The following is a 22,211-nucleotide window of genomic DNA, read 5'->3' as shown; positions in this document are numbered from 1 at the left end:
TTTTTCCGTTATACTGCGATGAGTTTTTTTTGAATCGAGCTTAATTATGCACCATGTTGTCTCTGCTACCACTAATCCTGCCAAAATTCAGGCAATTCTAAGGGCATTTGAAGAGATCTTCGGCGAAGGATCCTGCCATATAGACGCCGTCGGCGTCGAGAGTGGTGTTCCCGAACAGCCGTTTGGAAGCGAGGAAACGCGCGCTGGCGCACGAAATCGCGTGGCCAATGCAAAGGCGGTCTCCCCAAATGCTGACTTCTGGGTGGCGATTGAAGCGGGAATCGACGACGGTGCGACGTTTAGCTGGGTGGTGATCGAGAGCCGCGAACAGCGTGGTGAGGCACGTTCGGCAACGCTACCGCTGCCGGCAGTCATTCTGGAAAAAGTGCGTGAGGGCGAGGCGCTCGGGCCGGTGATGTCACAGTACACCGGCATTGATGAGATTGGTCGTAAGGAAGGGGCAATTGGCGTCTTTACCGCGGGCGCGCTGACGCGTTCAGGCGTTTATCACCAGGCGGTCATTCTGGCACTGAGTCCGTTCCATAACGCGATTTATCGTTGAATGCCTGTTCATCACCGGATGACGGTTTCACCTTATCCGGCCGACGAAAAGCACCGTCAGGCGTTATGTAACAGAACCTGTTCCAGCCACTGACGCAGCTCAACCGGTGCAGACTTCAGGCTGTTTGAGCCGCGGGTAATGGTCGCGATACCCGCGCCCAGCTCATTTTTCAGCTCACGCTGGCTCATCTCGCCGCGCAGCAACTCTTCAATGATCCGCACACGCGTGCCCAGCGCTTCACGCTCGTCGGGCGTCAGCATCAACTGCAAAAGCGGTAAATGCAGATCCTTGTCATATGACTGGCGGAGCAGCTCCACAAAACGAAGCCACTCCTGATGACGTTGTTCGGCCATCGCCGAGGAATACGGGGAATGCTGGGTCATGTTATGCCGCCTGTTGTACTCATTAGCGAGTACAGCATAACACAACCCACGCCGATCAGTAACGTCTCTGCCACTCCGTATCGCTCATCAGCGTATCTTTCTGCCCCAGGAAGTAACGGTAGTAGGCGTCATACGCCAGCACGTTCTTCACATAGCCGCGCGTTTCCGAGAACGGAATGCTCTCAACAAACGCCACGGCATCAATGCGCCCGGCGCTGTTACCAAGCCAGGTGCGCACGCGGCCAGGACCTGCGTTATACGCCGCCGAAGAGAAGATACGGTTATTGCCAAACTGCTGATAAACATACTGCAGGTAGCTGGTACCGATATTGATGTTGGTATCCGGATCCAGCAGTTGTGACGGACTGCTGTAGCCAGGGATATTAAACATCTTCACCGTGTGCGTCGCCGTACCTGGCATAATCTGCATCAGGCCGCTGGCTCCCACCGGGGAACGCACTTTCGGGTTCCAGGCACTCTCCTGACGGGCAATCGCCATTGCGTAGCTCTGCGGGATATCTTTGCCGCTGGTATAGCGATCGAACAGATCTTTGTAAGCCAGCGGGAAACGCTCCTCAAGATGATCCCACAGCTTACCCGCGATCGTTGCCTGCACGCTCAGATCCCACCAGTGGTTATCAAAGGCGTAGCGGGCTAACTGCGCTTTCTCGTCCATCGTCCGGCTGGTGACAAGGTTGGCCCACTCACTGCGCGCGGTGTTATCCATATTCCAGTACATCAGCTCGCGAACGCGCGCCATCTCTGGCCCCTGCGTTAACGCTGGATTAGCGCTGGCCGGAGCTTTATCAATACGGAAGGTGTACTCCTCACCCAGACGCTGCGCCGCCGCCATCGGGTAAAACCCGCGCTGCTGCATCAGAGAATGGAGGATCTCTTTGGCTTCCTCATCACGACCTCGCTCCAGCAGCAAATCAGCCTGCCAGTAACGCCATTCGTCTTTCTCTTTGGCTTCCATTGGCAACCGTGCAAGCCAGGTATTAAGCCCACGGCGATCGCCCGTACCCAGCGCCATGCGCACGCGACGCTCCACCAGCGATGTGGAGTTTGAACGCATAACGGCATCATCACGCCAGCGAGCCTGTTCATCGGTCACATCGGTACCCATCAGTCGCCACGCCACAATGTCGCGCAGCTCCTGAGTTTGATCTTCATTAAGCTGCTGTGCCTGCACCAGCTGTGGGATCATTAGCCGCGCGTTTTCGACATCATCACGCGCCACACTGGTAAAAGCGACTGCCGCCATCTGGCGGGTAAAATCAGTCGCCCCCGTGCTACGCGCAAAGGTCAGCACCGAGTTGGGATCGTTCGCCAGCCCAATCACCGCAGTGGAAATCGCCTGATAATCCGATGGCATTTGCCCCGCCAGCGCGGTGACCAGACGCGTATTCCCGGCCTTCATCGCCAGGCGAATGCGTTCAAGGTAAGACAGTGGATCTTGTTTGCCAGAGGCACGCCATGCGCCAAAGAGCGAATCACAGGCATTAGGCTGATCTTTCCCGGTCAGCCACAGCTCTTTGGCTCCGATCCAGGCTTCTTCCTGCTGCCCCGCGGCCCATTTGGCGTAGTAATAGTTACACTGGGCTTCCGCTGTATTCGGCTTTTCCGGGCTGAAGGCCAACAGTCCACGCCAGTCTTCACGGCGCGCCAGTTCGTTCACAAAACGGGACTGCAGGGTACGCGCAGGTGGCAGGGTTGGGTTCGCCTGGATAAAATTATTCACGGTGACGGTGGGTTGGTTCATGAGATCGTCAGTAATCTGGCGATACTCCAGATACGGATACAGTGGATAGTCTTTTAACGTCGGCATTAACGCCTGTACGGTATCCATCTGCTTGTTATCCCACGCCTGTTTAATCTGGGCGTAGCGACTACGTTGTTCATCCAGTGAATCGGCATGCACCGCCTGGCTTACCGCCATTACGCATACGCTGGCAGCCAGCAGACGCCAGACCACCTGTTTGGCTTTTTCCACAAGCTCTTCCTCATTGTTTTTTCGTCAATTGCAGCGTCTTGCCACGTCAAAGTCTAATCAACTTATGCTAACCAGGCATCCGGCAACGCGCCACGTCATGGACACTTTTTTACCTTTCTTGCGCGTTTTAACACTCCCGACGTTCCTTGCTGGGATTAGGTCGTGAAAAAGGCTACACTTCGGGGCTGTTAACTATTCTCATCACGATAAAAGAGGCGAAGTCCAACGTGGCTCAATTCGTTTATACCATGCATCGTGTCGGCAAAGTGGTACCGCCGAAACGTCATATTCTTAAAAATATCTCGCTGAGCTTCTTCCCGGGCGCGAAAATCGGTGTTCTGGGTCTCAACGGTGCCGGTAAGTCTACCCTGCTGCGCATCATGGCCGGCATCGATACAGACATCGAAGGTGAAGCCCGTCCTCAGCCAGGCATCAAGATTGGCTACCTGCCGCAGGAACCTCAGCTGAACCCGGAACACACCGTGCGTGAATCCGTCGAAGAAGCGGTTGCTGAAGTGGTTAACGCGCTGAAAGGTCTGGATGAAGTGTATGCCAAATACGCGGAGCCGGATGCGGATTTCGACAAACTGGCCGCACAGCAAGGTAAGTTTGAAGAGATTATCCAGGCGCATGACGGTCACAACCTGAACGTGCAGCTGGAGCGCGCCGCTGATGCCCTGCGTCTGCCAGACTGGGATGCGAAAATCGCCAACCTGTCCGGTGGTGAACGCCGCCGCGTGGCGCTGTGCCGTCTGCTGCTGGAAAAACCAGACATGCTGCTGCTCGACGAACCAACCAACCACCTGGATGCAGAATCCGTGGCCTGGCTGGAACGCTTCCTGCATGATTTCGAAGGTACCGTAGTGGCGATTACCCACGACCGTTACTTCCTCGATAACGTAGCAGGCTGGATCCTGGAGCTTGACCGTGGTGAAGGTATTCCGTGGGAAGGTAACTACTCCTCCTGGCTGGAGCAGAAAGATCAACGTCTGGCGCAGGAAGCTTCGGCTGAAGCGGCACGTCGTAAGTCTATCGAGAAAGAGCTGGAGTGGGTTCGTCAGGGCACGAAGGGCCGTCAGTCTAAGGGTAAAGCCCGTCTGGCACGCTTCGAAGAGCTGAACAATACCGAATACCAGAAACGTAACGAAACCAACGAACTGTTTATTCCACCTGGAGCACGTCTGGGGGATAAAGTGGTTGAAGTCAGCAACCTGCGTAAGTCCTACGGCGACCGCCTGCTGATTGACGACCTGAGCTTCTCCGTGCCAAAAGGCGCGATTGTCGGCATCATCGGCCCGAACGGTGCGGGTAAGTCCACCCTGTTCCGCATGATGTCTGGCCAGGAACAGCCTGACAGCGGCTCAATCACCCTGGGTGATACCGTGAAGCTGGCCTCCGTTGACCAGTTCCGTGACGCAATGGATAACAGCAAAACCGTATGGGAAGAAGTCTCCGGCGGTCTGGATATCATGCGTATTGGCAACACCGAAATGCCAAGCCGCGCCTACGTTGGCCGCTTTAACTTCAAAGGTACCGACCAGGGCAAACGCGTGGGCGAGCTGTCCGGTGGTGAGCGTGGTCGTCTGCATCTGGCGAAACTGCTGCAGGTTGGCGGTAACGTACTGCTGCTCGATGAACCTACCAACGACCTGGACATCGAAACCCTGCGCGCACTGGAAAACGCCCTGCTGGAGTTCCCGGGCTGTGCAATGGTTATCTCGCACGACCGTTGGTTCCTTGACCGTATCGCCACCCACATCCTGGACTACCAGGATGAAGGTAAAGTGGAGTTCTTCGAAGGTAACTTCACCGAATACGAAGAGTACAAGAAACGCACGCTGGGCGCAGATGCGCTGGAGCCGAAGCGTATTAAGTACAAGCGTATTGCAAAATAAACGCATAACGGCAACTTCGGTTGCCGTTTTTTATGTTTGTTCCCTCTCCCTGTGGGCTGAGGGAGAGGGTCAGGGTGAGGGCATCAGGCCGCACAGTTTCACTACCCCACGTAAAACCGTTTCACCTCATCAAACTGCATCGCAAAGTCAATATAGCTCATCAGTGCAGGTGAGTTCAGCTTACGACTCGGGTAAACCAGCCACAGGTCATTCCCCTCGACATTCCACTCCGGCAGCACCTGAACCAGCGCCCCCTTCTCGATTTTATCTTCCAGCAGAAAGGCGGGTAACAGCGTGATCCCGGCTCCGGCAATAGCACACTCGCGGGCGTACACCAGGTTATCTGTCATGTGGATGTTGTCCGGCAGATAGCGGTAATCCTCACTCTCGCTTTGCAACAACCATTCAGACCAGGCCTTGTGGGTAATACAGCGATGTTCCACCAACTGGCGGGGATGCGTCAGCGGCTCCCGGCGGGACAGATAGTCCGCAGAGGCCAGCATATAGCGCGGGCAGTGCCCAATCATTCGGCCAATCAGAGAAGAGTCCTGCGGTTTGCCGGTGCGCAGGGCAACATCAAAACCAGACTCCACCAGATCCAGCACGTCGTCGGAAATTGAAACATCCAGTGAGACATCCGGATAGTGCAGCTGGAACTCCGCGTTCATGTGCGCCAGCAACGTTGCGCCAATCCCTGCCGGACAGGTGATCCGCAGCCGCCCACTGGGGTTTTCGCGCAGCCGCTGTATGGCGTACTCTGCTCGCTCGCTGGCTGCCAGCATCTCGCGGCAATGCACCAGATAGTGCTCACCCGCAAAAGTCAGGTTGAGCCTGCGCGTGGTGCGGTTAAGCAGCCGGATCCCCACCTGCTGCTCAAGCTGACTGATCCGCAGGCTGACGCTGGATTTCGGTAGCCCGGCCCTCTGTGCTGCAGCAGTGAAGCTACCCATCTCGGCGACCAGTGCGAACAATGCCATATCCTGGAGCTGTTTAAACATGATTGTTCATCCCGTGCGAACACTTCATTCCTGATTGTTCATATTATCACGCAGATGAACGGGACTGTGGGGTGGGTTCGGGGGAAAGTGATGGTCGGGTGATGACGTGTATGCGCCCTCTCCCCTTTGGGAAGAGGGCCGGCGTCAGGGCTTACTTCTGCTCCCCCATCATCTTCTTCACCAGCTCGACGCAGCGCAGGAAACGGGTGTCGTAATCTGGCTCTTCTACGTGCACAAACTCCACGTTGTTTTCGTGAAGCATCCCCACCAGCATGGTCTGGAACTCTTTTCGGTCCACCGAGCTGCCGAGGCTGCGCATACCATCCGCAACCCACGGGGTGTTATTCTCCAGCAGGATCACCAGGTCAAAGCGGTATTCATCAATCAGCACCTGCACAAACGGGTGTTCTCGCCCTTCGTACTTTTTACAAAATGCCTGGGTAGTGACGAAATCGGTATCAATGAATGCCACTTTATTGGCATATTTCACCGCAAAATCAATGTATTGAGCATGGCCGAGCGCGATTTTATCGTAATCGGAATACTGCAACGCCATCTCATCACCGCCCAGATGGGAGAAAACATAATCACGCCCGTATTCCCATGCGCTGGTGGTGTTGAAGATGTTCGCCAGCTTGTTGACCAGCGTTGATTTACCGCTCGACTCACCACCGAGGATCGCCACCGTACGCACAAAGAACGGCTTCACTTCTGTCGGGATGTAATCCCAGTAGCGGAACGGGTTTTCGCGGATCTGTGCCCCGCTGATGTTCATAAAGGTCCGCTTAGGGTCGATCAGCACAGTTTCAGTACCCAGATGTTTGCGGAACTGCGGCGCATCGGACTCTTCAGAGGTGTAGATCCAGTTCGGGGCAATGCCCTTCTCTTCCATAAACGCTTTAACGCCGTTGCTCCACACATCCCAGCCGTGCGGATACGGCTCCATGCCCTCTTCGTTAAAAGCATGAATACGAATGTTTTTCTGATACTTAAACGTCTGGAGCAGCCAGCGCAGGCGATCGGGCACCGTCGGCTGCTGCGACATGGCGCTGTCTTCAAACAGCTGACGGTCACGGGTTTCGTCGTAACCCATAATGATGTGCAGCTCGTCGACCTGGCTACAGGCGCGCTGGATCAGGTAGATGTGTCCGGTATGCAGCGGATAGAACTTGCCGAACACCACGCCAATGTTCTTTTGTATACGCGGGAATTCAAGCCCCAGAAAGCGGTGCAACGCTTCCAGCTTTTGCGCGCTGGGGCTTTTGATTTTAGCGTTCAGCAGTTGGCTCAGGTAGCCTTTGGTCATGCCGCTGGCATCCGCCACCTGCTGCAACGTGCAGCCATTCTGGCGGATTGCGGTCTTGAGATAGTCAAATGATGACATAAATTACGGTGCCTCCTGCAACATCGAATACATATACCCTAAATAATTCGAGTTGCAGGAAGGCGGCAAGTAAGCGCATCCCGGGAGCTTACTAAAGTAAGTGACCGGGGTAAGCGAACGCAGCCAACGCACATGCAACTTGAAGTATGACGGGTATAATTATAAGTCGTCAAAGACACTTAATGCATCTGCGAGTTTTTTTACGCCATAAACCTGCATCCCTTCCGGGATTTTTTTCGGCACATTGGCCGCAGGGACAATCGCACGACGGAAACCGTGTTTTGCCGCTTCGGAAATACGCTCCTGGCCGCTTGGCACCGGGCGGATCTCGCCGGCCAGACCCACTTCGCCAAAGACCACCAGATCCTGCGGTAATGGCCTGTCGCGCAGGCTGGAGACCATCGCCAACAGCAACGCCAGGTCAGCACTGGTTTCAGAGACTTTAACCCCGCCGACCACGTTGACGAAAACGTCCTGATCCGCCATCTGCAGGCCGCCATGACGGTGCAGCACAGCCAGCAGGATCGCCAGGCGGTTCTGTTCCAGACCGACCGCCACGCGCCGTGGGTTACCCATCATCGAGACATCCACCAGCGCCTGAATTTCGACCAGCAGCGGACGCGTTCCTTCCCACAGCACCATTACCGAGCTGCCAGAGGTTACTTCATCGCCACGGCTCAGGAAGATGGCCGACGGGTTGCTGACTTCGCGCAGCCCCTGCTCGGTCATGGCAAATACGCCTAATTCGTTTACCGCGCCGAAACGGTTTTTGTGGCTGCGCAGGGTGCGGAAGCGGGAATCCGCATCGCCATCGAGCATCACGGAGCAGTCGATACAGTGTTCGAGCACTTTTGGCCCCGCCAGCGAGCCATCTTTGGTCACGTGGCCAACCATCACAATCGCCACGCCGCGCGTTTTGGCAAAGCGCGTCAGGTAGGCGGCCGTTTCACGCACCTGCGCCACACTGCCCGGTGAGGACTGAATGTCCGCCATGTGCATCACCTGGATGGAGTCAATGACCATCAGCTTCGGCTGCTCTTCTTCCGCAATCATGCAGATCTGCTCGATGCTGGTTTCCGAGAGCATATTCAGGTTGCTGGTCGGCAGGCCAAGACGGTGCGCACGCATCGCCACCTGCTGCAAGGACTCTTCACCCGTGACGTACAGGGTTTTCATCTGTTCAGCGAGCTTGCAGAGTGTTTGCAACAGTAAGGTTGATTTACCCGCACCCGGGTTACCGCCGATAAGAATGGCACTGCCCGGCACCACACCACCGCCGAGCACGCGGTCAAACTCTTTAAACCCGGTGGAAAAACGCGGCAACTCTTCAAGGCTGATGTCCGAAAGTTTTTGTACTTTCGCGACACCTGCGTTGCCCGCATAGCCACTCAGACGTTCGTTACGGGCCACGCCCGGCGAAGCCGCCACACCACGCACTTCGGTGATGGTATTCCAGGCATGGCAGGCGCTGCATTGCCCCTGCCAGCGCGGATAATCTGCACCACATTCGTTACAGACAAATGCGCGTTTTGGAGCTTTCGCCACGGTTTACCTCGTTATTTCTGATTAATGCTGCCGGAGAGAATGCAGAACACTCCCATCAGGTCAGCATGACGGATAGTGATTTCCGTCTTTTCATTTACTTTTGGCTTGGCATGATAGGCGATACCAAGACCGGCAGCCTTGATCATCGGCAGATCGTTGGCCCCGTCACCAATCGCCACGGTCTGCGTGACTGGAATTTCATATTTCTCCGCCAGACGGGTCAGCGTATTGGCTTTGTATTGCGCATCCACGATATCACCAATCACGTGGCCGGTCAGTTTACCGTCGATAATCTCCAGCTCGTTTGCCACCACGGTGGTCAGACGCAGCTTGTCGCGCAGGTAATCAGCGAAGAAAGTGAACCCGCCGGAAGCAATAGCCACTTTCCAGCCAAGTGTTTCCAGCTTCAGCACCAGCTGTGTCAGCCCTGGCATCAGCGGCAGCTCATCACGCACCTGACGCAAAATGTTGGCATCAGCCCCTTTCAGGGTCGCGACGCGCTGTTTCAGGCTGGCAGTGAAATCCAGTTCGCCACGCATGGCACGTTCCGTGACTTCAGCCACCAGCTCGCCGCTGCCCGCCAGCTTCGCGAGCTCGTCAATGCACTCGATCTGAATAGCCGTCGAGTCCATGTCCATCACCAGCAGCCCCGGCGTTTTCAGGTGCGGAATTTTACCGAGCGGCGCAACATCCAGCCCGGCGTCATGCGCCAGACGCGTCGCGCGCTGCGTCAGAGAACCCGCCAGGCGGATAACCTGGAAATCTTCCACACACCAGGCGGCGACAATCACCATCGCAGCACCCAGCGTGGTTTGATATTGGGTAAGGCGTTGCTTATCCAGGCCGCGTCCGTACAGCAGCCAGCCGCTACGACCGGCGTGGTAATCCAGAGGCATCACCTCATCGCCACTTAAAGAGAGTGGCAATCCTGGCCATAAAGAGACATCCGTTGGCAGGTCACACCAGGTAATGTTCGGCATTGAAGCTCCTGTAATTTCGTTCGCAGCGGTTGGTTCCACGGGGAAAATAACGCATGAGGCTACCCTGTAACCATCACTTCTGGCAACATTAAGCCGTAAATTTTCAGCAGGTGGAATATGGCTCGCGCAAAACTGAAATTTCGGCTTCACCGTGCCGTGATTGTCCTTTCCTGTCTCGCACTATTAGTGGTGCTGATGCAAGGGGCATCGTGGTTTAGCCAGAATCATCAACGGCAACGCAACCCGCAGTTTGAAGAGCTGGCCCGCACGCTGGCACGTCAGGTGACGTTTAACATCGCCCCGTCCATGCGTACCGAAACACCGGACGATAAGCGAATAAGCCAGATCTTACGCCTGTTAACGGAGAACAGCCGCATTCTGGATGCCGGTGTGTATGACGAGCAGGGTGACCTGATAGCCCGTGCTGGCGAGCACGTTGACGTGCGCGACAGGCTGGCGCTGGACGGCAAAAAAGCCGGGGGCTATTTCAACCAGCAGATCGTTGAACCTATTCAGGGGAAAAATGGCCCGCTGGGGTATCTGCGCCTGACCCTCGACACCCACACCTTGCCTACCGAAGCCAAACAGGTGGATAACACCACCAACATTCTTCGCCTGATGCTGCTGCTTTCACTGGCCATCGGCGTGGTGCTGGCGCGCACCCTGCTGCGAGGTAAACGCAGCCGTTGGCAGCAATCACCGTTCCTGCTGACCGCAAGCTCATCGATTCCCGAAGAGGAAGAGAGCGAGAAGAAAGATTAGTGATAAAGTAGGCTGGCGATTCAGAAAAGGAACTTTGCCATGACGACGTTACGCCTGCTTATCTCTGACTCTTACGATCCCTGGTTTAACCTCGCGGTGGAAGAGTGCATCTTCCGCCAGATGCCCGCCACTCAACGCGTACTGTTCCTGTGGCGCAACGCCGATACGGTGGTCATTGGGCGTGCACAAAATCCGTGGAAAGAGTGCAACACGCGACGCATGGAAGCAGACAATGTCCGGCTTGCGCGCCGCAGTAGCGGCGGCGGTGCGGTGTTTCACGATCTCGGCAATACCTGCTTTACCTTTATGGCCGGCAAGCCGGAATACGATAAAACCGTCTCGACCGCAATTGTGCTTAGCGCGCTGAGTACTCTTGGTGCCACGGTGGAGGCCTCCGGGCGTAACGATCTGGTCGTGAAAACCACCGGGGGAGATCGAAAGGTTTCCGGTTCAGCCTATCGGGAAACGATGGATCGAGGGTTCCACCACGGTACCCTGCTGCTGAATGCCGATTTGAGCCGTCTGGCAAACTACCTCAATCCGGATAAAAAAAAGCTGCAGGCGAAAGGTATAACCTCCGTACGTGGCCGCGTGGCGAACCTGGTCGAACTCTTGCCGGGGGTTACGCACGCCCAAATCTGCGAAGCGATCCGCGAAGCATTCTTTGATCATTACGGCGAGCGCGTGGAAGCGGAAGTGATTTCCCCCGACAAGACCCCGGATCTCCCCAACTTCGCGGAAACCTTTGCTCGCCAGAGCAGCTGGGAGTGGAACTTCGGTCAGGCCCCCGCCTTCTCCCATCAGTTGGATGAGCGCTTTAGCTGGGGCGGCGTCGAACTGCACTTCGACGTTGAAAAAGGATATATCACCCGCACGCAGGTCTTTACCGACAGCCTGAATCCGGCACCATTAGAAGCGCTGGCAGTACGTTTGCAAGGCTGTTTGTACAGAGCGGACAGGCTGCAGCAGGCATGTGAGGCATTGCTGACCGACTTCCCTGAGCAGGAAAAGGCGTTGCGGGAACTGTCGGTATGGATGGCTGGGGCAGTGCGTTGAACCACGCGGAAACCAACAGCGAAAAAACACCAGTGAGTAAATAGCGGGTTATAAACCCGCTATGAGAACATCGATTAAATAAATTATATTCATCTAAATAAATTAAGCCCTTCATTGCAATGTTATTAATTATAATTAATACATTTACAATTTAAATTCCCTACATATATTCACCAAACCAATTAAATAACCCATCACCCCGTCCAAAAGCGCCCTCACTCCTTCAGTAACTGTATAAAACAATTCATTAAATGAATTGTTTTATACATGGCAATACCTGGCAACATTCGAGGGCATAGATAATGGAGAGTATAATAACAGACCACCGAATAATATTTTATTTCATATACAGGATATGACTACGAGAATTCATACCTCGTACTAATCAGGCTCGATTATGCAAAAGAAAAAGCTAATTGCCGCTGCTGTCGCTATTGCGCTGCAAACCTATTATTACCCAGCCATGGCTGCCGATAATGATAATAATGATGACAAGAAAAAATGTCCGACCAATATTTCTTTATTATCTGAAACAGCACGCGAAAAGCTTCCGGCGACCTGCCTCGTCGGACAGGAAGCCAATCATGACTGGGCGTGGATCGCTGGCAGCGCAGCAGCGTTGATTACCGGCATCGCCATTGGTAACCACGACAGCGGCGGCTCTGACCATCACTCATCCCCCCCTGCACCGCCGGACGATGACGGCGGTGACGTCATACCGCCGGACGATGGCGGCGGCGACGTCATACCACCGGACGACGACGGCGGCGACGTAACGCCTCCCGACGATGGCGGCGGCGACGTAACACCACCTGACGATGACGGTGGCGACGACACGCCAACCGATAACACCGTGAAAACGTTCAGCAATGGCGTCACCATCGACAAAGGTAAGGATACGCTGGCGTTCGACGATATCAAACTGGATAACGGTGAACATCCCGGCCCAGCTACCTTCAGCTACTCAAAACAAAACGACCAGTGGCAGATGACCACCCAGGACGGTAAAACGCTCTACATCACCGGCTGGCATATAGACGGCAACAATGCCGCCATCATTGAAGGCACGCAGGCAAACGGCGACTACTGGAAGTATGACAGCCGCGGCTACCTGATCCTCGCCGATGCTCAAACTGCGGTAATTACGGGTGATAACGCAACCCATGCCTTCGATCGCGGACAGGACGTCAGCGGCCAGGGCAAAACCGGCGTCATTATTTCCGGCGACAAAACGACCAACACCCTGAACGGAAACTCTCACATCACCGATGGCGCGACCGGCATTGTGATCACCGGCGATGACACCACCAATGTTATCTCGGGGCAGTCCACCGTGGATAACGCCATCGGCGCGCTGATTTCAGGCGACGGCTCAAGCCTTAATATCTCCGGCGGTATCGACGTCACCGGCGGCGGCACCGGGCTGATTGTTGACGGCGACGACGTCGATATCAATAACGCCGGGACATCGAGTACCAGTGGCAAAGGTTCCACCGGCGTCATCGTCAAGGGCGACAACGCGAATATCGTCAACAGCGGCGACATGACCGTTACCGATGGCGCGACCGGCGGAGCCATTACCGGCGACAACGTCACCATCGATAACAAAGGGGACTCAACGACCAGCGGCTCAGGCTCCACGGCGATGATCCTCGACGGCGACGGCGCAACCATGACCAACGAAGGGAGCCAGACCGTCTCCGACGGCGGCACCAGCATCGCCATCAACGGCGATAACGCGCGCGTAACCAATGATGGCGCACAGACGATCACCGGCGGCGGCACTGGCACCAAAATCACCGGCAACGACGCCATGGTCAACAATACCGGCGAAACGAACGTCAGCGACGCGGACTCCATTGCGATGTCCATTGACGGCGATGGCGTGCTGGTGCTCAACGAAGGGGATCAGACGATTTCAGGCGGCGGCACCGGCACAAAAATTAGCGGCGATAACGCCACGCTCTCCAGCACCGGCGATATCAGCGTTGACGGGTCAGGCTCCACCGTCGTCATCCTTGACGGCAACGACGCCAGGATGACGCAAACGGGCGATCTGGTTGTCACCAATGGCGCGTGGGGGCTGGTCTCCCACGGTGAGAACAACACGCTCTCCAACACCGGTCATGCCACGGTGCATGACGAAGACTCCATTGCGTTTATTGTGGCGGGTAAGAACAGCACCTTCACCAATAAAGGTGATGTCGATGTCAGCCTGAACGGCACCGGCGCGCTGGTCAGCGGCGATGGTTCGAAGGTGACACAAAAAGGCAACATCAACGTCACGGCCGTGCAGGACAGCAGCGGCCTGTACCGCGGCGCAACGGGTATCGACATAGCAGGAAATAGCACCACCACCAACATTCAGGGCAACGTCACGCTGACGGGCAACCTTGCCGAAAAGAAGCTAACGGACGAAAGCCTCACCGGCATCCGCATTAAGGGCGACAACAATAACGTATCGTTAAGCGGCACACTGACGATTGAGACAAATGATCAAACCGAATGGTCTACAAAATCGCTGGACTCTGTCGGCCTCGATATTCAGGGCGATGGCAATACGGTCAGTCTGACCGGCGGTATTGATTTAACCCTGACTTCAATGGCAACGCCAGCCGCCCATATCTACGGCGTGAAGATTGACGGTAACAGTAGCGTCACGCTGAGCGGTCATTCGCAAATCGATACTTTGAGTATCATCGGAGGGCCGCTCACCCTGGCCGCCGTCAAAAACGGCGGCGATATGGTGTTCTCGGACAGTTCCGTGGTGGATATCACGTATGAGCTGCTGCCACAAACCGCAGTCATCAGCTCAAGCGTCCTGCTGACGGCCGACGATCAGGGATCAACGATCGATAACCAGGGGGCGATCAACTCTCAGGGCATCATGTTGATGATGCAGGCGCAGAATGGCGCAGCGATCAAAAACAGCGGTGAGATAACCGCTAAAACTGGCGCAGTGAATTACGGGCGCGGCGTGGGTATGATCGCCAAAAATAATGGGTCAACGGCAACCAACGCAACAGGCGGTAGCGTGACGCTGGTCAGCGGCGCGACACCCTTTTGGGGAGGTGATATCGGCGGCTACCCAATGACGGGCTATGACAATACCGCCTACGGCATGATGGCGTTTGATGACGGTGCAATCAGCAACCAGGCCGGGGGCAATATCTCGGTGTCTGGCGCAGGTCTGTACGGCATGGGGGTTACCGACGGGATGGCAAGCAATGCGGGCGACATCTATGTTGATGGCTTTAAGCAGATACTGGATGCCGACGGCAATATCACCGGTGAACAATACTGGAAAGCCTCTTCGGCTCAACTGCCCAGCACGGGTATGGTCGCCGGTTCGGAAAACAATGACGACAGCAAAGCCACCGCCACGAACACCGGCACCATCATCGTGCATAACGCGGGCTACGGCATGAGCGCCATGTACGGCGGTATGGCGATTAACCAGGGAACCATCACCCTGACCGCCGACGGCAATACCGGGGAGGCGAATCAACTGGTCGGCATAGCGGCGCTCTCGGGCGGCGAAGTCATCAATGACACCACCGGCATCATCAATATTGACGCCGCCTACGGCCAGCCATTCCTGTCCACCGGGGGCGGTATCGTCCTTAACTACGGCACCATCTGTATTCAGGGAGCCTGCCAGGACAGCGCAGCCTATAACCCAACAGACCCTTATATAAGCATACTCTATTCCGGTGGGGTGATCGCCGCCACAGGTGAAACGGTCACGCTTACTGGTGGTGGGCTGATTCAGGGCGACGTCACCAATGACGGAACGGTGAGCGGCAGCGGTCAGTTAACCCTCAGCGACAGCAGCAGCACGCTGACCAACCATGCCACCGGCGTTATCAACACCAGCGTTACCGTCAATGAAGGCACCATGACCAACAACGCGTCCGGCATCATTAACGGCAAAATCACCCTCAACGATGGCATAGTGAACAACGAAGGGACGGTGAATAGCGTCGCCCTTAATGGTGGAACATTCAATAATGACGGCACGATAACCCAACATATCATCACGAACGGCGGCACGTTAAACACGCGTTCAGGTAGTCAGGTACTGCGTGGCGCGCAACTGAATGGCAAGACGGTGGTCAATAACAGCGGCATCTGGACTCTCGGCTATATGGGAGAAGGGAACTACAAAGGCACGCTCGACATCAATGGTAGCGCGGTCTTCAACAACAGCGGCAAGTTGGTTATTAATAACGCGCAAAACAACGTTAACATCTCTTACAATGGCGTGCTCTATAACACCAGCGCTGGAGATATCGAGATCACCAATGCCATAGCGGGTGCCGGTATCACGGTTCAGAAAGGCGTAGGCACGTTCATCAACGCCGGCGTAGTGAACGCTACGGCGCAGTCCATGATGGCAAGCGCCGGGGATGCCGACAGCGGTCACGCTTTCTTCTGGAACCAGGATGGCGGTATCGTTAACTACGACGTCGATAACGGTAAAGCCGTCAACTTCACCCACAATAACTACGTGGCGCAGAACGACGGCACCATGAACATCAGCGGCAACAATGCCATCGCGATGAACGGCAGCAAAAACGCCCAACTGGTGAACAACGGCACCATCAACCTGGGAACCACAGGTACCACCGATACCGGCATGGTCGCTATGGCGCTGGACGCGAACGCCACGGCAGATGCGGTGATTGAAAACAACGGCACCATCAATATCCATGCCAGCAACTCTTACGCCTTCAGCGTGGCGGGCGCGGGACATGTCGTCAACAACGGTACGGTGGTAATTGACCCGACAGTGACCGGTTCCGGCCTTATCAAACAGGGCGATACCGTTAACGTGGAAGGCACAAACGGCAATAACGGCAACAGCAGCGAGGTGCATTACACCGACTATACCTTGCCGGGGACGCCATCCACGGTATCCGGCTCGTCGTCTTCCACCCCCGCTTCCTCCTCCGATATGAACGACCTGTCGGGCTACGTGGTCGGCACTAACACCGACGGCAGCGCAGGTAAGCTCCAGGTCAGCAACGCCAGCATGAATGGTGTTGGCATTAACACCGGCTTTACCGCTGGCACCGCTGACACCACCGTCACGTTTGATAACGTGGTCGAAGGCAGTAATCTGACCGATGCCAGCGCCATCCAGTCCACCTCCGTGGTCTGGAATGCGCAGGGCAGCACCGATACCAACGGCAACGTTGACGTGACCATGACCAAAAACGCCTACACCGCTGTCGCCACTGACACCAGCGTGAACAGCGTGGCAAAAGCGCTGGATGCGGGCTACACCAACAACGAGCTGTACACCAGCCTCAACGTGGGTACCACCGCCGAGCTGAACAACGCCCTGAAGCAGGTAAGCGGCAGCCAGGCCACCACCGCCTTCCGCGAGGCGCGCATACTCAGCAACCGCTTTAACATGCTGGCCGATGCTGCGCCGCAGGTGAAAGAGGGTCTGTCGTTTAACGCGGTGGCAAAAGGCGATCCGCGCGCCGAGCTGGGTAACGACACCCAGTACGACATGCTGGCGCTGCGCCAGACGCTGGACTTAACGGAAAACCAGAACCTGACGCTGGAGTACGGCATCGCCCGCATCGACGGTAACGGTTCGCAGAGTGCAGGCGACAACGGTCTGACCGGCGGCTACAGCCAGTTCTTCGGCCTGAAGCACAGCATGGCGTTTGACAGCGGTCTCGCCTGGAACAACGCCCTGCGCTACGATGTACACAGCCTCGACAGCAGCCGCGCCGTCTCCTACGGCGACGTCAGTAAAGTCGCAGATTCCAGCGCCCGTCAGCAGTACATGGAGTTCCGCAGCGAAGGGGCAAAAACCTTCTCCCTGCTGGATGATGCGCTGAAAGTGACGCCGTATGCCGGAGTGAAGTTCCGTCATACGCTGGAAGACGGTTATCAGGAGCACAGCGCTGGGGACTTTAACCTGAGTATGAATGCGAGCAGCGAAACGGCGGTGGATTCCGTGTTTGGCCTGAAGCTGGACTACGCCGGTAAAAACGGCTGGGGTACCAGCGCCACGCTGGAAGGCGGCCCGAACCTGAGCTACGCCAAAAGCCAGCGTACCGCCTCGCTTCAGGGCGCGGCAGGCCAGCAGTTCAGCGTCGATGATGGTCAGAAAGGCGGTGGTATCAACGGCCTGGCGACGGTCGGCGTGAAATACAGCGCCAAAGATACCCGCCTGAGCGTCGATGCTTACCAGTGGAAGGAAGACAACATCAGCGATAAAGGCTTTATGCTGAACCTGAAGAAAACCTTCTGATTACCCGGCGGATAAAACGCAAAACCGGGGAGACGTAAACGCCTCCCCGGTTATATGCAGGCCCGGTAAGCTAGCACCTCCGGGCACAAACTTTCTTACGCTTTATCGCCCAGCAGAACGGATTCCAGCGCGATTTTAATCATGTCGTTGAAGGTAGTCTGGCGCTCAGCAGCCGTAGTCTGCTCGTGCGTACGGATGTGGTCAGACACTGTGCAGATGGTCAGGGCTTTCGCACCAAACTCTGCCGCCACACCGTAGATGCCCGCCGCTTCCATTTCCACGCCCAGGATGCCGTACTTTTCCATTACGTCGAACATTTCACCGTCCGGGGAATAGAACAAGTCAGCCGAGAACAGGTTGCCCACGCGCGCATCAACGCCCAGCGCTTTTGCCGCATCTACCGCGTTACGCACCATATCGAAGTCAGCAATCGCGGAAAAATCGTGATCCTTGAAGCGAATACGGTTCACTTTGGAATCGGTGCAGGCACCCATACCGATAACCACGTCACGCAGTTTAACGTCCATACGAACAGCGCCGCAGGAACCCACGCGAATGATTTTCTTGACGCCGAAATCGGTGATCAGCTCTTTGGTATAGATGGAGCAGGACGGGATACCCATACCGTGGCCCATTACCGAGATTTTGCGGCCTTTGTAGGTACCGGTGAAGCCCAGCATGCCGCGAACGTTGTTCACTTCACGCACGTCTTCGAGGAAAGTTTCTGCAATGTGCTTCGCGCGCAGCGGGTCACCCGGCATCAAGACGACGTCAGCGAAATCACCCATTTCTGCGTTAATGTGAGGAGTTGCCATCTTCAGTTCCTTATTCGTTATGTGTTCTCCCTCTCCCTGTGGGAGAGGGTTGGGGTGAGGGCATCAGGCCACACCCGTATTTCCCGTGGGAGAGGACCTGGGTGAGAGCATCAGGCCTCACCCAATGTGACTCAGAACATGGCCTTGCCATAATCCATGTCGGACGTACCAAAGTGTTTTGCAATCGTCTGACCGATATCCGCGAAGGTTTCACGGTGGCCGAGCGAACCAGGTTTCACTTTCGGGCCGTACACCAGCACCGGAATGTGCTCACGCGTGTGGTCGGTTCCGGTCCAGGTTGGGTCGCAGCCGTGGTCAGCAGTCAGGATCAGAATGTCATCTTCCCCGACCAGCTCCATCAGCTCTGGCAGACGGCGGTCGAACAGCTCCAGACCGGCAGCATAGCCAGCCACGTCACGGCGGTGACCCCAGGAAGAGTCGAAGTCCACGAAGTTGGTGAAGACAATGGTCTTATCGCCCGCGTCTTTCATCTCTTTGATGGTGGCATCAAACAGCGCATCCAGACCGGTGGCTTTCACTTTTTTAGTGATACCGCAGTTGGCATAGATGTCCGCAATTTTACCCACGGAAACCACGTGACCGTCTTTCTCTTCGACCAGTTTTTGCAGCACGGTTGGCGCTGGCGGCTCAACGGCCAGGTCGTGGCGGTTACCGGTACGCTGGAAGTTACCTGCTTTGTCACCGATAAACGGACGCGCAATAACACGGCCAATGTTGTAGCCGCCTTCGGTCAGCTCTTCACGGGCGATTTCACACAGCTCGTAAAGTTTATCCAGGCCATAAGTCTCTTCGTGGCAGGCGATCTGGAACACGGAGTCAGCAGAGGTGTAGAAAATCGGCTTGCCGGTTTTCATGTGCTCTTCACCGAGTTCATCCAGGATCACGGTACCGGAAGAGTGGCAGTTACCGAGGTAACCCGGCAGGTTGGCGCGCTTAACCAGTTTGTCGAGCAACGCCTGCGGGAAGCTGTTCTGGTGATCGGAGAAGTAGCCCCAGTCAAACAGAACCGGCACACCGGCAATTTCCCAGTGACCAGACGGGGTATCTTTACCGGAAGAGAGCTCATGCGCCCAGGCGTACGCGCCCACCACTTCCGCGTTAGCATCCATACCGGCTGCAATCTTACCGGTAGAACCTTCGTGCGCTTTCACCAGACCCATACGCGTCAGGTTTGGCAGAGTCAGAGGGCCTTTACGACCGTTGTCCGCTTCGCCTTTGGCACAGGCTTCAGCGATGTGACCCATCGTATCGGCACCCACGTCACCAAAACGTTCTGCATCTTCTGTCGCGCCGATGCCGAAGGAGTCCAGCACCATAATAAATGCACGTTTCATAATTGTTCTCCGTACGTAGTGCTCAAAAGTAAGTGATCAGATCAGTATACTGCTATTCGGTAATACGACGATAGACCGTTGGTGTGCTTTCTGGTGCTTTATTGTCGAGCTGGATGGCGGCTTTCACGGCTTTTGCCGCTTCTTGCCAGCTGCTTTCATCTTTCGCGTGGATCACCGCCAGTGGGCGTTGTCCGTCGACGCTGTCACCCAGGCGGGCCATATCGGTAAAACCGACGCTGTAATCAATGGTGTCCGACGCCTGACGACGACCACCGCCCATTGAGACCACCGCCATGCCGAGCGCACGGGTGTCCATCGCAGAAACAAACCCAGCGGTATCAGCATAAACGGCTTTGCTGAGCGTCGCGGTTGGCAGGTATTTTGCGTAGTTTTCCACGAAATCAGCCGGGCCTTTCTGCGCGGCAACCATACGGCCAAAGATCTCTGCCGCTTTACCGTTGTCCAGTACCGCCTGCAGTTTCACGCGCGCGTCTGCGTCGTCTTTGGCGAGTTTGCCGGAGATAAGCATCTCCACGCACAGTGCCATTGTCACGTCGAACAGGCACGGGTTACGGTATTCACCGGTCAGGAATTGCACGGCTTCACGCACTTCAACGGCGTTACCGGCGCTGGAAGCCAGCACCTGGTTCATATCGGTCAGCAGTGCAGTGGTACGCACGCCCGCACCGTTGGAAACACCAACGATAGCCTCGGCCAGTGCAGCAGAAAGTTCATACGTTGGCATAAACGCGCCGCTGCCCACTTTCACGTCCATCACCAGCGCATCCAGACCTTCCGCCAGCTTTTTCGCCAGAATCGAGGCGGTGATCAGCGGGATGGAGTCAACGGTTGCGGTGATATCGCGGGTAGCGTAGAAACGCTTGTCTGCCGGAGCAAGAGAGCTGGTCTGGCCGATAATCGCCACACCCACATCTTTAATAATATCGCGGAAGCGGTTGTCATCCGGGAAGATATCGAAGCCCGGAATGGCTTCCAGTTTATCGAGCGTACCGCCAGTGTGTCCCAGGCCACGCCCGGAGATCATCGGAATGTAACCCCCGCAGGCCGCGACCATTGGGCCAAGCATCAGCGAGGTTACGTCACCCACACCACCGGTGGAATGTTTATCTACAATCGGACCATTGAGGTCGAGGCTTTTCCAGTCCAGAACGGTTCCTGAATCTCGCATCGCCATGGTCAGCGATACACGCTCAGGCATCGACATATCGTGGAAGAAAATGGTCATCGCCAGAGCAGCAATTTGCCCTTCAGAGATGGTGTTATCACGAATACCATTGATAAAGAAGCGGATTTCTTCATCGCTTAATGCATGACCATCACGTTTTTTACGAATAATTTCTTGTGCGAGAAACACGGTAACCTCCCGAAGTAGGCCGGGCTCGCTACGCGCCACCCGGCATTTCAAATCTTAGTAGCTGCTTGCGCTCTTACCGTCGCCGTGACCCAGCGCCTTCAGCAGGCTTGCCAGCAGGCTGGATGCGCCAAAGCGGTAGTGACGGGAGTCCGCCCAGTCCGCACCGAACAACTCATCAGCAATCGCCAGGAACTGTTGCGCGTCTTCAGCGGTACGCACGCCACCAGCTGGTTTGAAACCAACGGTTTTGGACACGCCCATATCACGGATCACTTCCATCATGATGCGTGCGCTTTCCGGGGTAGCGTTAACCGGCACTTTACCGGTAGACGTTTTGATGAAATCCGCACCGGCTTTGATGGAGATTTCAGACGCTTTACGAATCAGCGCCTCTTCTTTCAGTTCACCGGTTTCGATGATGACTTTAAGCAGCACGTTTGCCGCAGCACACGCGTCTTTACAGGCTTTCACCAGGTCGAAACCAATCTTCTCGTTGCCCGCGATCAGTGCGCGATACGGGAACACCACGTCAACTTCATCAGCACCGTAGGCAATGGCCGCGCGGGTTTCTGCCAGCGCAATGTCGATATCGTCGTTGCCGTGCGGGAAGTTAGTCACGGTAGCAATACGCACGTCCGGCGTGCCCTGCTCTTTCAGAGTCTTACGTGCAATCGGGATAAAACGCGGGTAAATACAGATGGCTGCGGTATTACCGACGGGCGTTTTCGCCTGATGGCACAGGGCGATGACTTTCTCATTGGTGTCGTCATCGTTCAGGGTGGTCAGGTCCATCAGTTTCAACGCGCGCAGGCTGCTTGCAGTTAAATCGGTCAT

Annotated in this window: 15 protein-coding genes; 5 read left to right on the top strand and 10 right to left on the bottom strand. The window is 55.8% G+C overall.

Features of this window, described 5'->3' with window-relative positions; genetic code table 11:
- The first annotated feature begins 46 nt into the window (after positions 1 to 46).
- A complete protein-coding gene (gene yjjX, locus HV318_RS17240) occupies positions 47 to 562 on the top strand; it encodes an inosine/xanthosine triphosphatase (protein ID WP_182273670.1) in 516 nt (171 codons plus the stop codon).
- Positions 563 to 618: 56 nt separating this feature from the next.
- Here yjjX and trpR read toward each other — a convergent pair whose 3' ends face one another.
- Together trpR and sltY are read right to left on the bottom strand one after the other, a co-directional pair.
- Positions 619 to 945 (bottom strand): trp operon repressor, encoded by a 327-nt coding sequence (gene trpR, locus HV318_RS17235; protein ID WP_182273669.1) that lies wholly within the window; start codon positions 943 to 945, stop codon positions 619 to 621.
- 55 nt (positions 946 to 1,000) lie between these two features.
- Positions 1,001 to 2,938: a murein transglycosylase gene (sltY, locus tag HV318_RS17230; RefSeq protein ID WP_182273668.1), complete on the bottom strand. Its 1,938-nt coding sequence runs from the start codon at positions 2,936 to 2,938 to the stop codon at positions 1,001 to 1,003.
- A gap of 227 nt (positions 2,939 to 3,165) precedes the next feature.
- On the opposite strand from sltY, the gene ettA reads away from it, so the two are divergent.
- On the top strand, positions 3,166 to 4,833 hold the full coding sequence (gene ettA, locus HV318_RS17225) for an energy-dependent translational throttle protein EttA (RefSeq protein ID WP_182273667.1): 1,668 nt from the start codon (positions 3,166 to 3,168) through the stop codon (positions 4,831 to 4,833).
- Between the two features lie 101 nt (positions 4,834 to 4,934).
- On the opposite strand, the gene HV318_RS17220 is transcribed toward ettA, so the two are convergent.
- The 4 genes from HV318_RS17220 to serB all read right to left on the bottom strand — a co-directional run bounded on the left by HV318_RS17220 (position 4,935) and on the right by serB (position 9,740).
- Positions 4,935 to 5,831 (bottom strand): LysR family transcriptional regulator, encoded by an 897-nt coding sequence (locus HV318_RS17220; RefSeq protein ID WP_182273666.1) that lies wholly within the window; start codon positions 5,829 to 5,831, stop codon positions 4,935 to 4,937.
- Positions 5,832 to 5,982: 151 nt separating this feature from the next.
- A complete protein-coding gene (nadR, locus tag HV318_RS17215; RefSeq protein WP_182273665.1) occupies positions 5,983 to 7,215 on the bottom strand; it encodes a multifunctional transcriptional regulator/nicotinamide-nucleotide adenylyltransferase/ribosylnicotinamide kinase NadR in 1,233 nt (410 codons plus the stop codon).
- A 159-nt stretch (positions 7,216 to 7,374) separates the two neighbouring features.
- Positions 7,375 to 8,760, bottom strand: a complete 1,386-nt coding sequence (gene radA, locus HV318_RS17210) for a DNA repair protein RadA (protein ID WP_182273664.1) — start codon at positions 8,758 to 8,760, stop codon at positions 7,375 to 7,377.
- Between the two features lie 11 nt (positions 8,761 to 8,771).
- A complete protein-coding gene (serB, locus tag HV318_RS17205) occupies positions 8,772 to 9,740 on the bottom strand; it encodes a phosphoserine phosphatase (protein ID WP_182273663.1) in 969 nt (322 codons plus the stop codon).
- Positions 9,741 to 9,857: 117 nt separating this feature from the next.
- On the opposite strand from serB, the gene HV318_RS17200 reads away from it, so the two are divergent.
- From HV318_RS17200 to HV318_RS17190, 3 genes are all read left to right on the top strand, one after another.
- A complete protein-coding gene (locus HV318_RS17200) occupies positions 9,858 to 10,502 on the top strand; it encodes a YtjB family periplasmic protein (RefSeq protein WP_182273662.1) in 645 nt (214 codons plus the stop codon).
- A 39-nt stretch (positions 10,503 to 10,541) separates the two neighbouring features.
- Positions 10,542 to 11,558 (top strand): lipoate--protein ligase, encoded by a 1,017-nt coding sequence (gene lplA / locus HV318_RS17195; RefSeq protein WP_182273661.1) that lies wholly within the window; start codon positions 10,542 to 10,544, stop codon positions 11,556 to 11,558.
- 397 nt (positions 11,559 to 11,955) lie between these two features.
- Positions 11,956 to 17,832, top strand: a complete 5,877-nt coding sequence (locus HV318_RS17190; RefSeq protein WP_182273660.1) for a pectate lyase-fold domain-containing protein — start codon at positions 11,956 to 11,958, stop codon at positions 17,830 to 17,832.
- A gap of 95 nt (positions 17,833 to 17,927) precedes the next feature.
- Here HV318_RS17190 and deoD read toward each other — a convergent pair whose 3' ends face one another.
- The 4 genes from deoD to deoC form a co-directional block, all read right to left on the bottom strand.
- Positions 17,928 to 18,647 carry a purine-nucleoside phosphorylase gene (gene deoD / locus HV318_RS17185; protein ID WP_182273659.1) on the bottom strand — a complete coding sequence of 240 codons (720 nt, stop codon included), beginning with the start codon at positions 18,645 to 18,647 and terminating at the stop codon, positions 17,928 to 17,930.
- A 131-nt stretch (positions 18,648 to 18,778) separates the two neighbouring features.
- Positions 18,779 to 20,002, bottom strand: coding sequence for a phosphopentomutase (gene deoB / locus HV318_RS17180; RefSeq protein ID WP_182273658.1), 1,224 nt, complete (start codon positions 20,000 to 20,002; stop codon positions 18,779 to 18,781).
- Between the two features lie 52 nt (positions 20,003 to 20,054).
- A complete protein-coding gene (gene deoA, locus HV318_RS17175; protein WP_182273657.1) occupies positions 20,055 to 21,377 on the bottom strand; it encodes a thymidine phosphorylase in 1,323 nt (440 codons plus the stop codon).
- 54 nt (positions 21,378 to 21,431) lie between these two features.
- Entirely contained in the window at positions 21,432 to 22,211 is a 780-nt protein-coding gene (deoC, locus tag HV318_RS17170) for a deoxyribose-phosphate aldolase (RefSeq protein WP_196390787.1), read from the bottom strand.

The sequence above is a fragment of the Enterobacter sp. RHBSTW-00901 genome, from assembly GCF_014103115.1.
Taxonomy (GTDB): domain Bacteria; phylum Pseudomonadota; class Gammaproteobacteria; order Enterobacterales; family Enterobacteriaceae; genus Enterobacter; species Enterobacter cloacae_P.
This window is presented reverse-complemented; position numbering and strand designations above follow the sequence as displayed.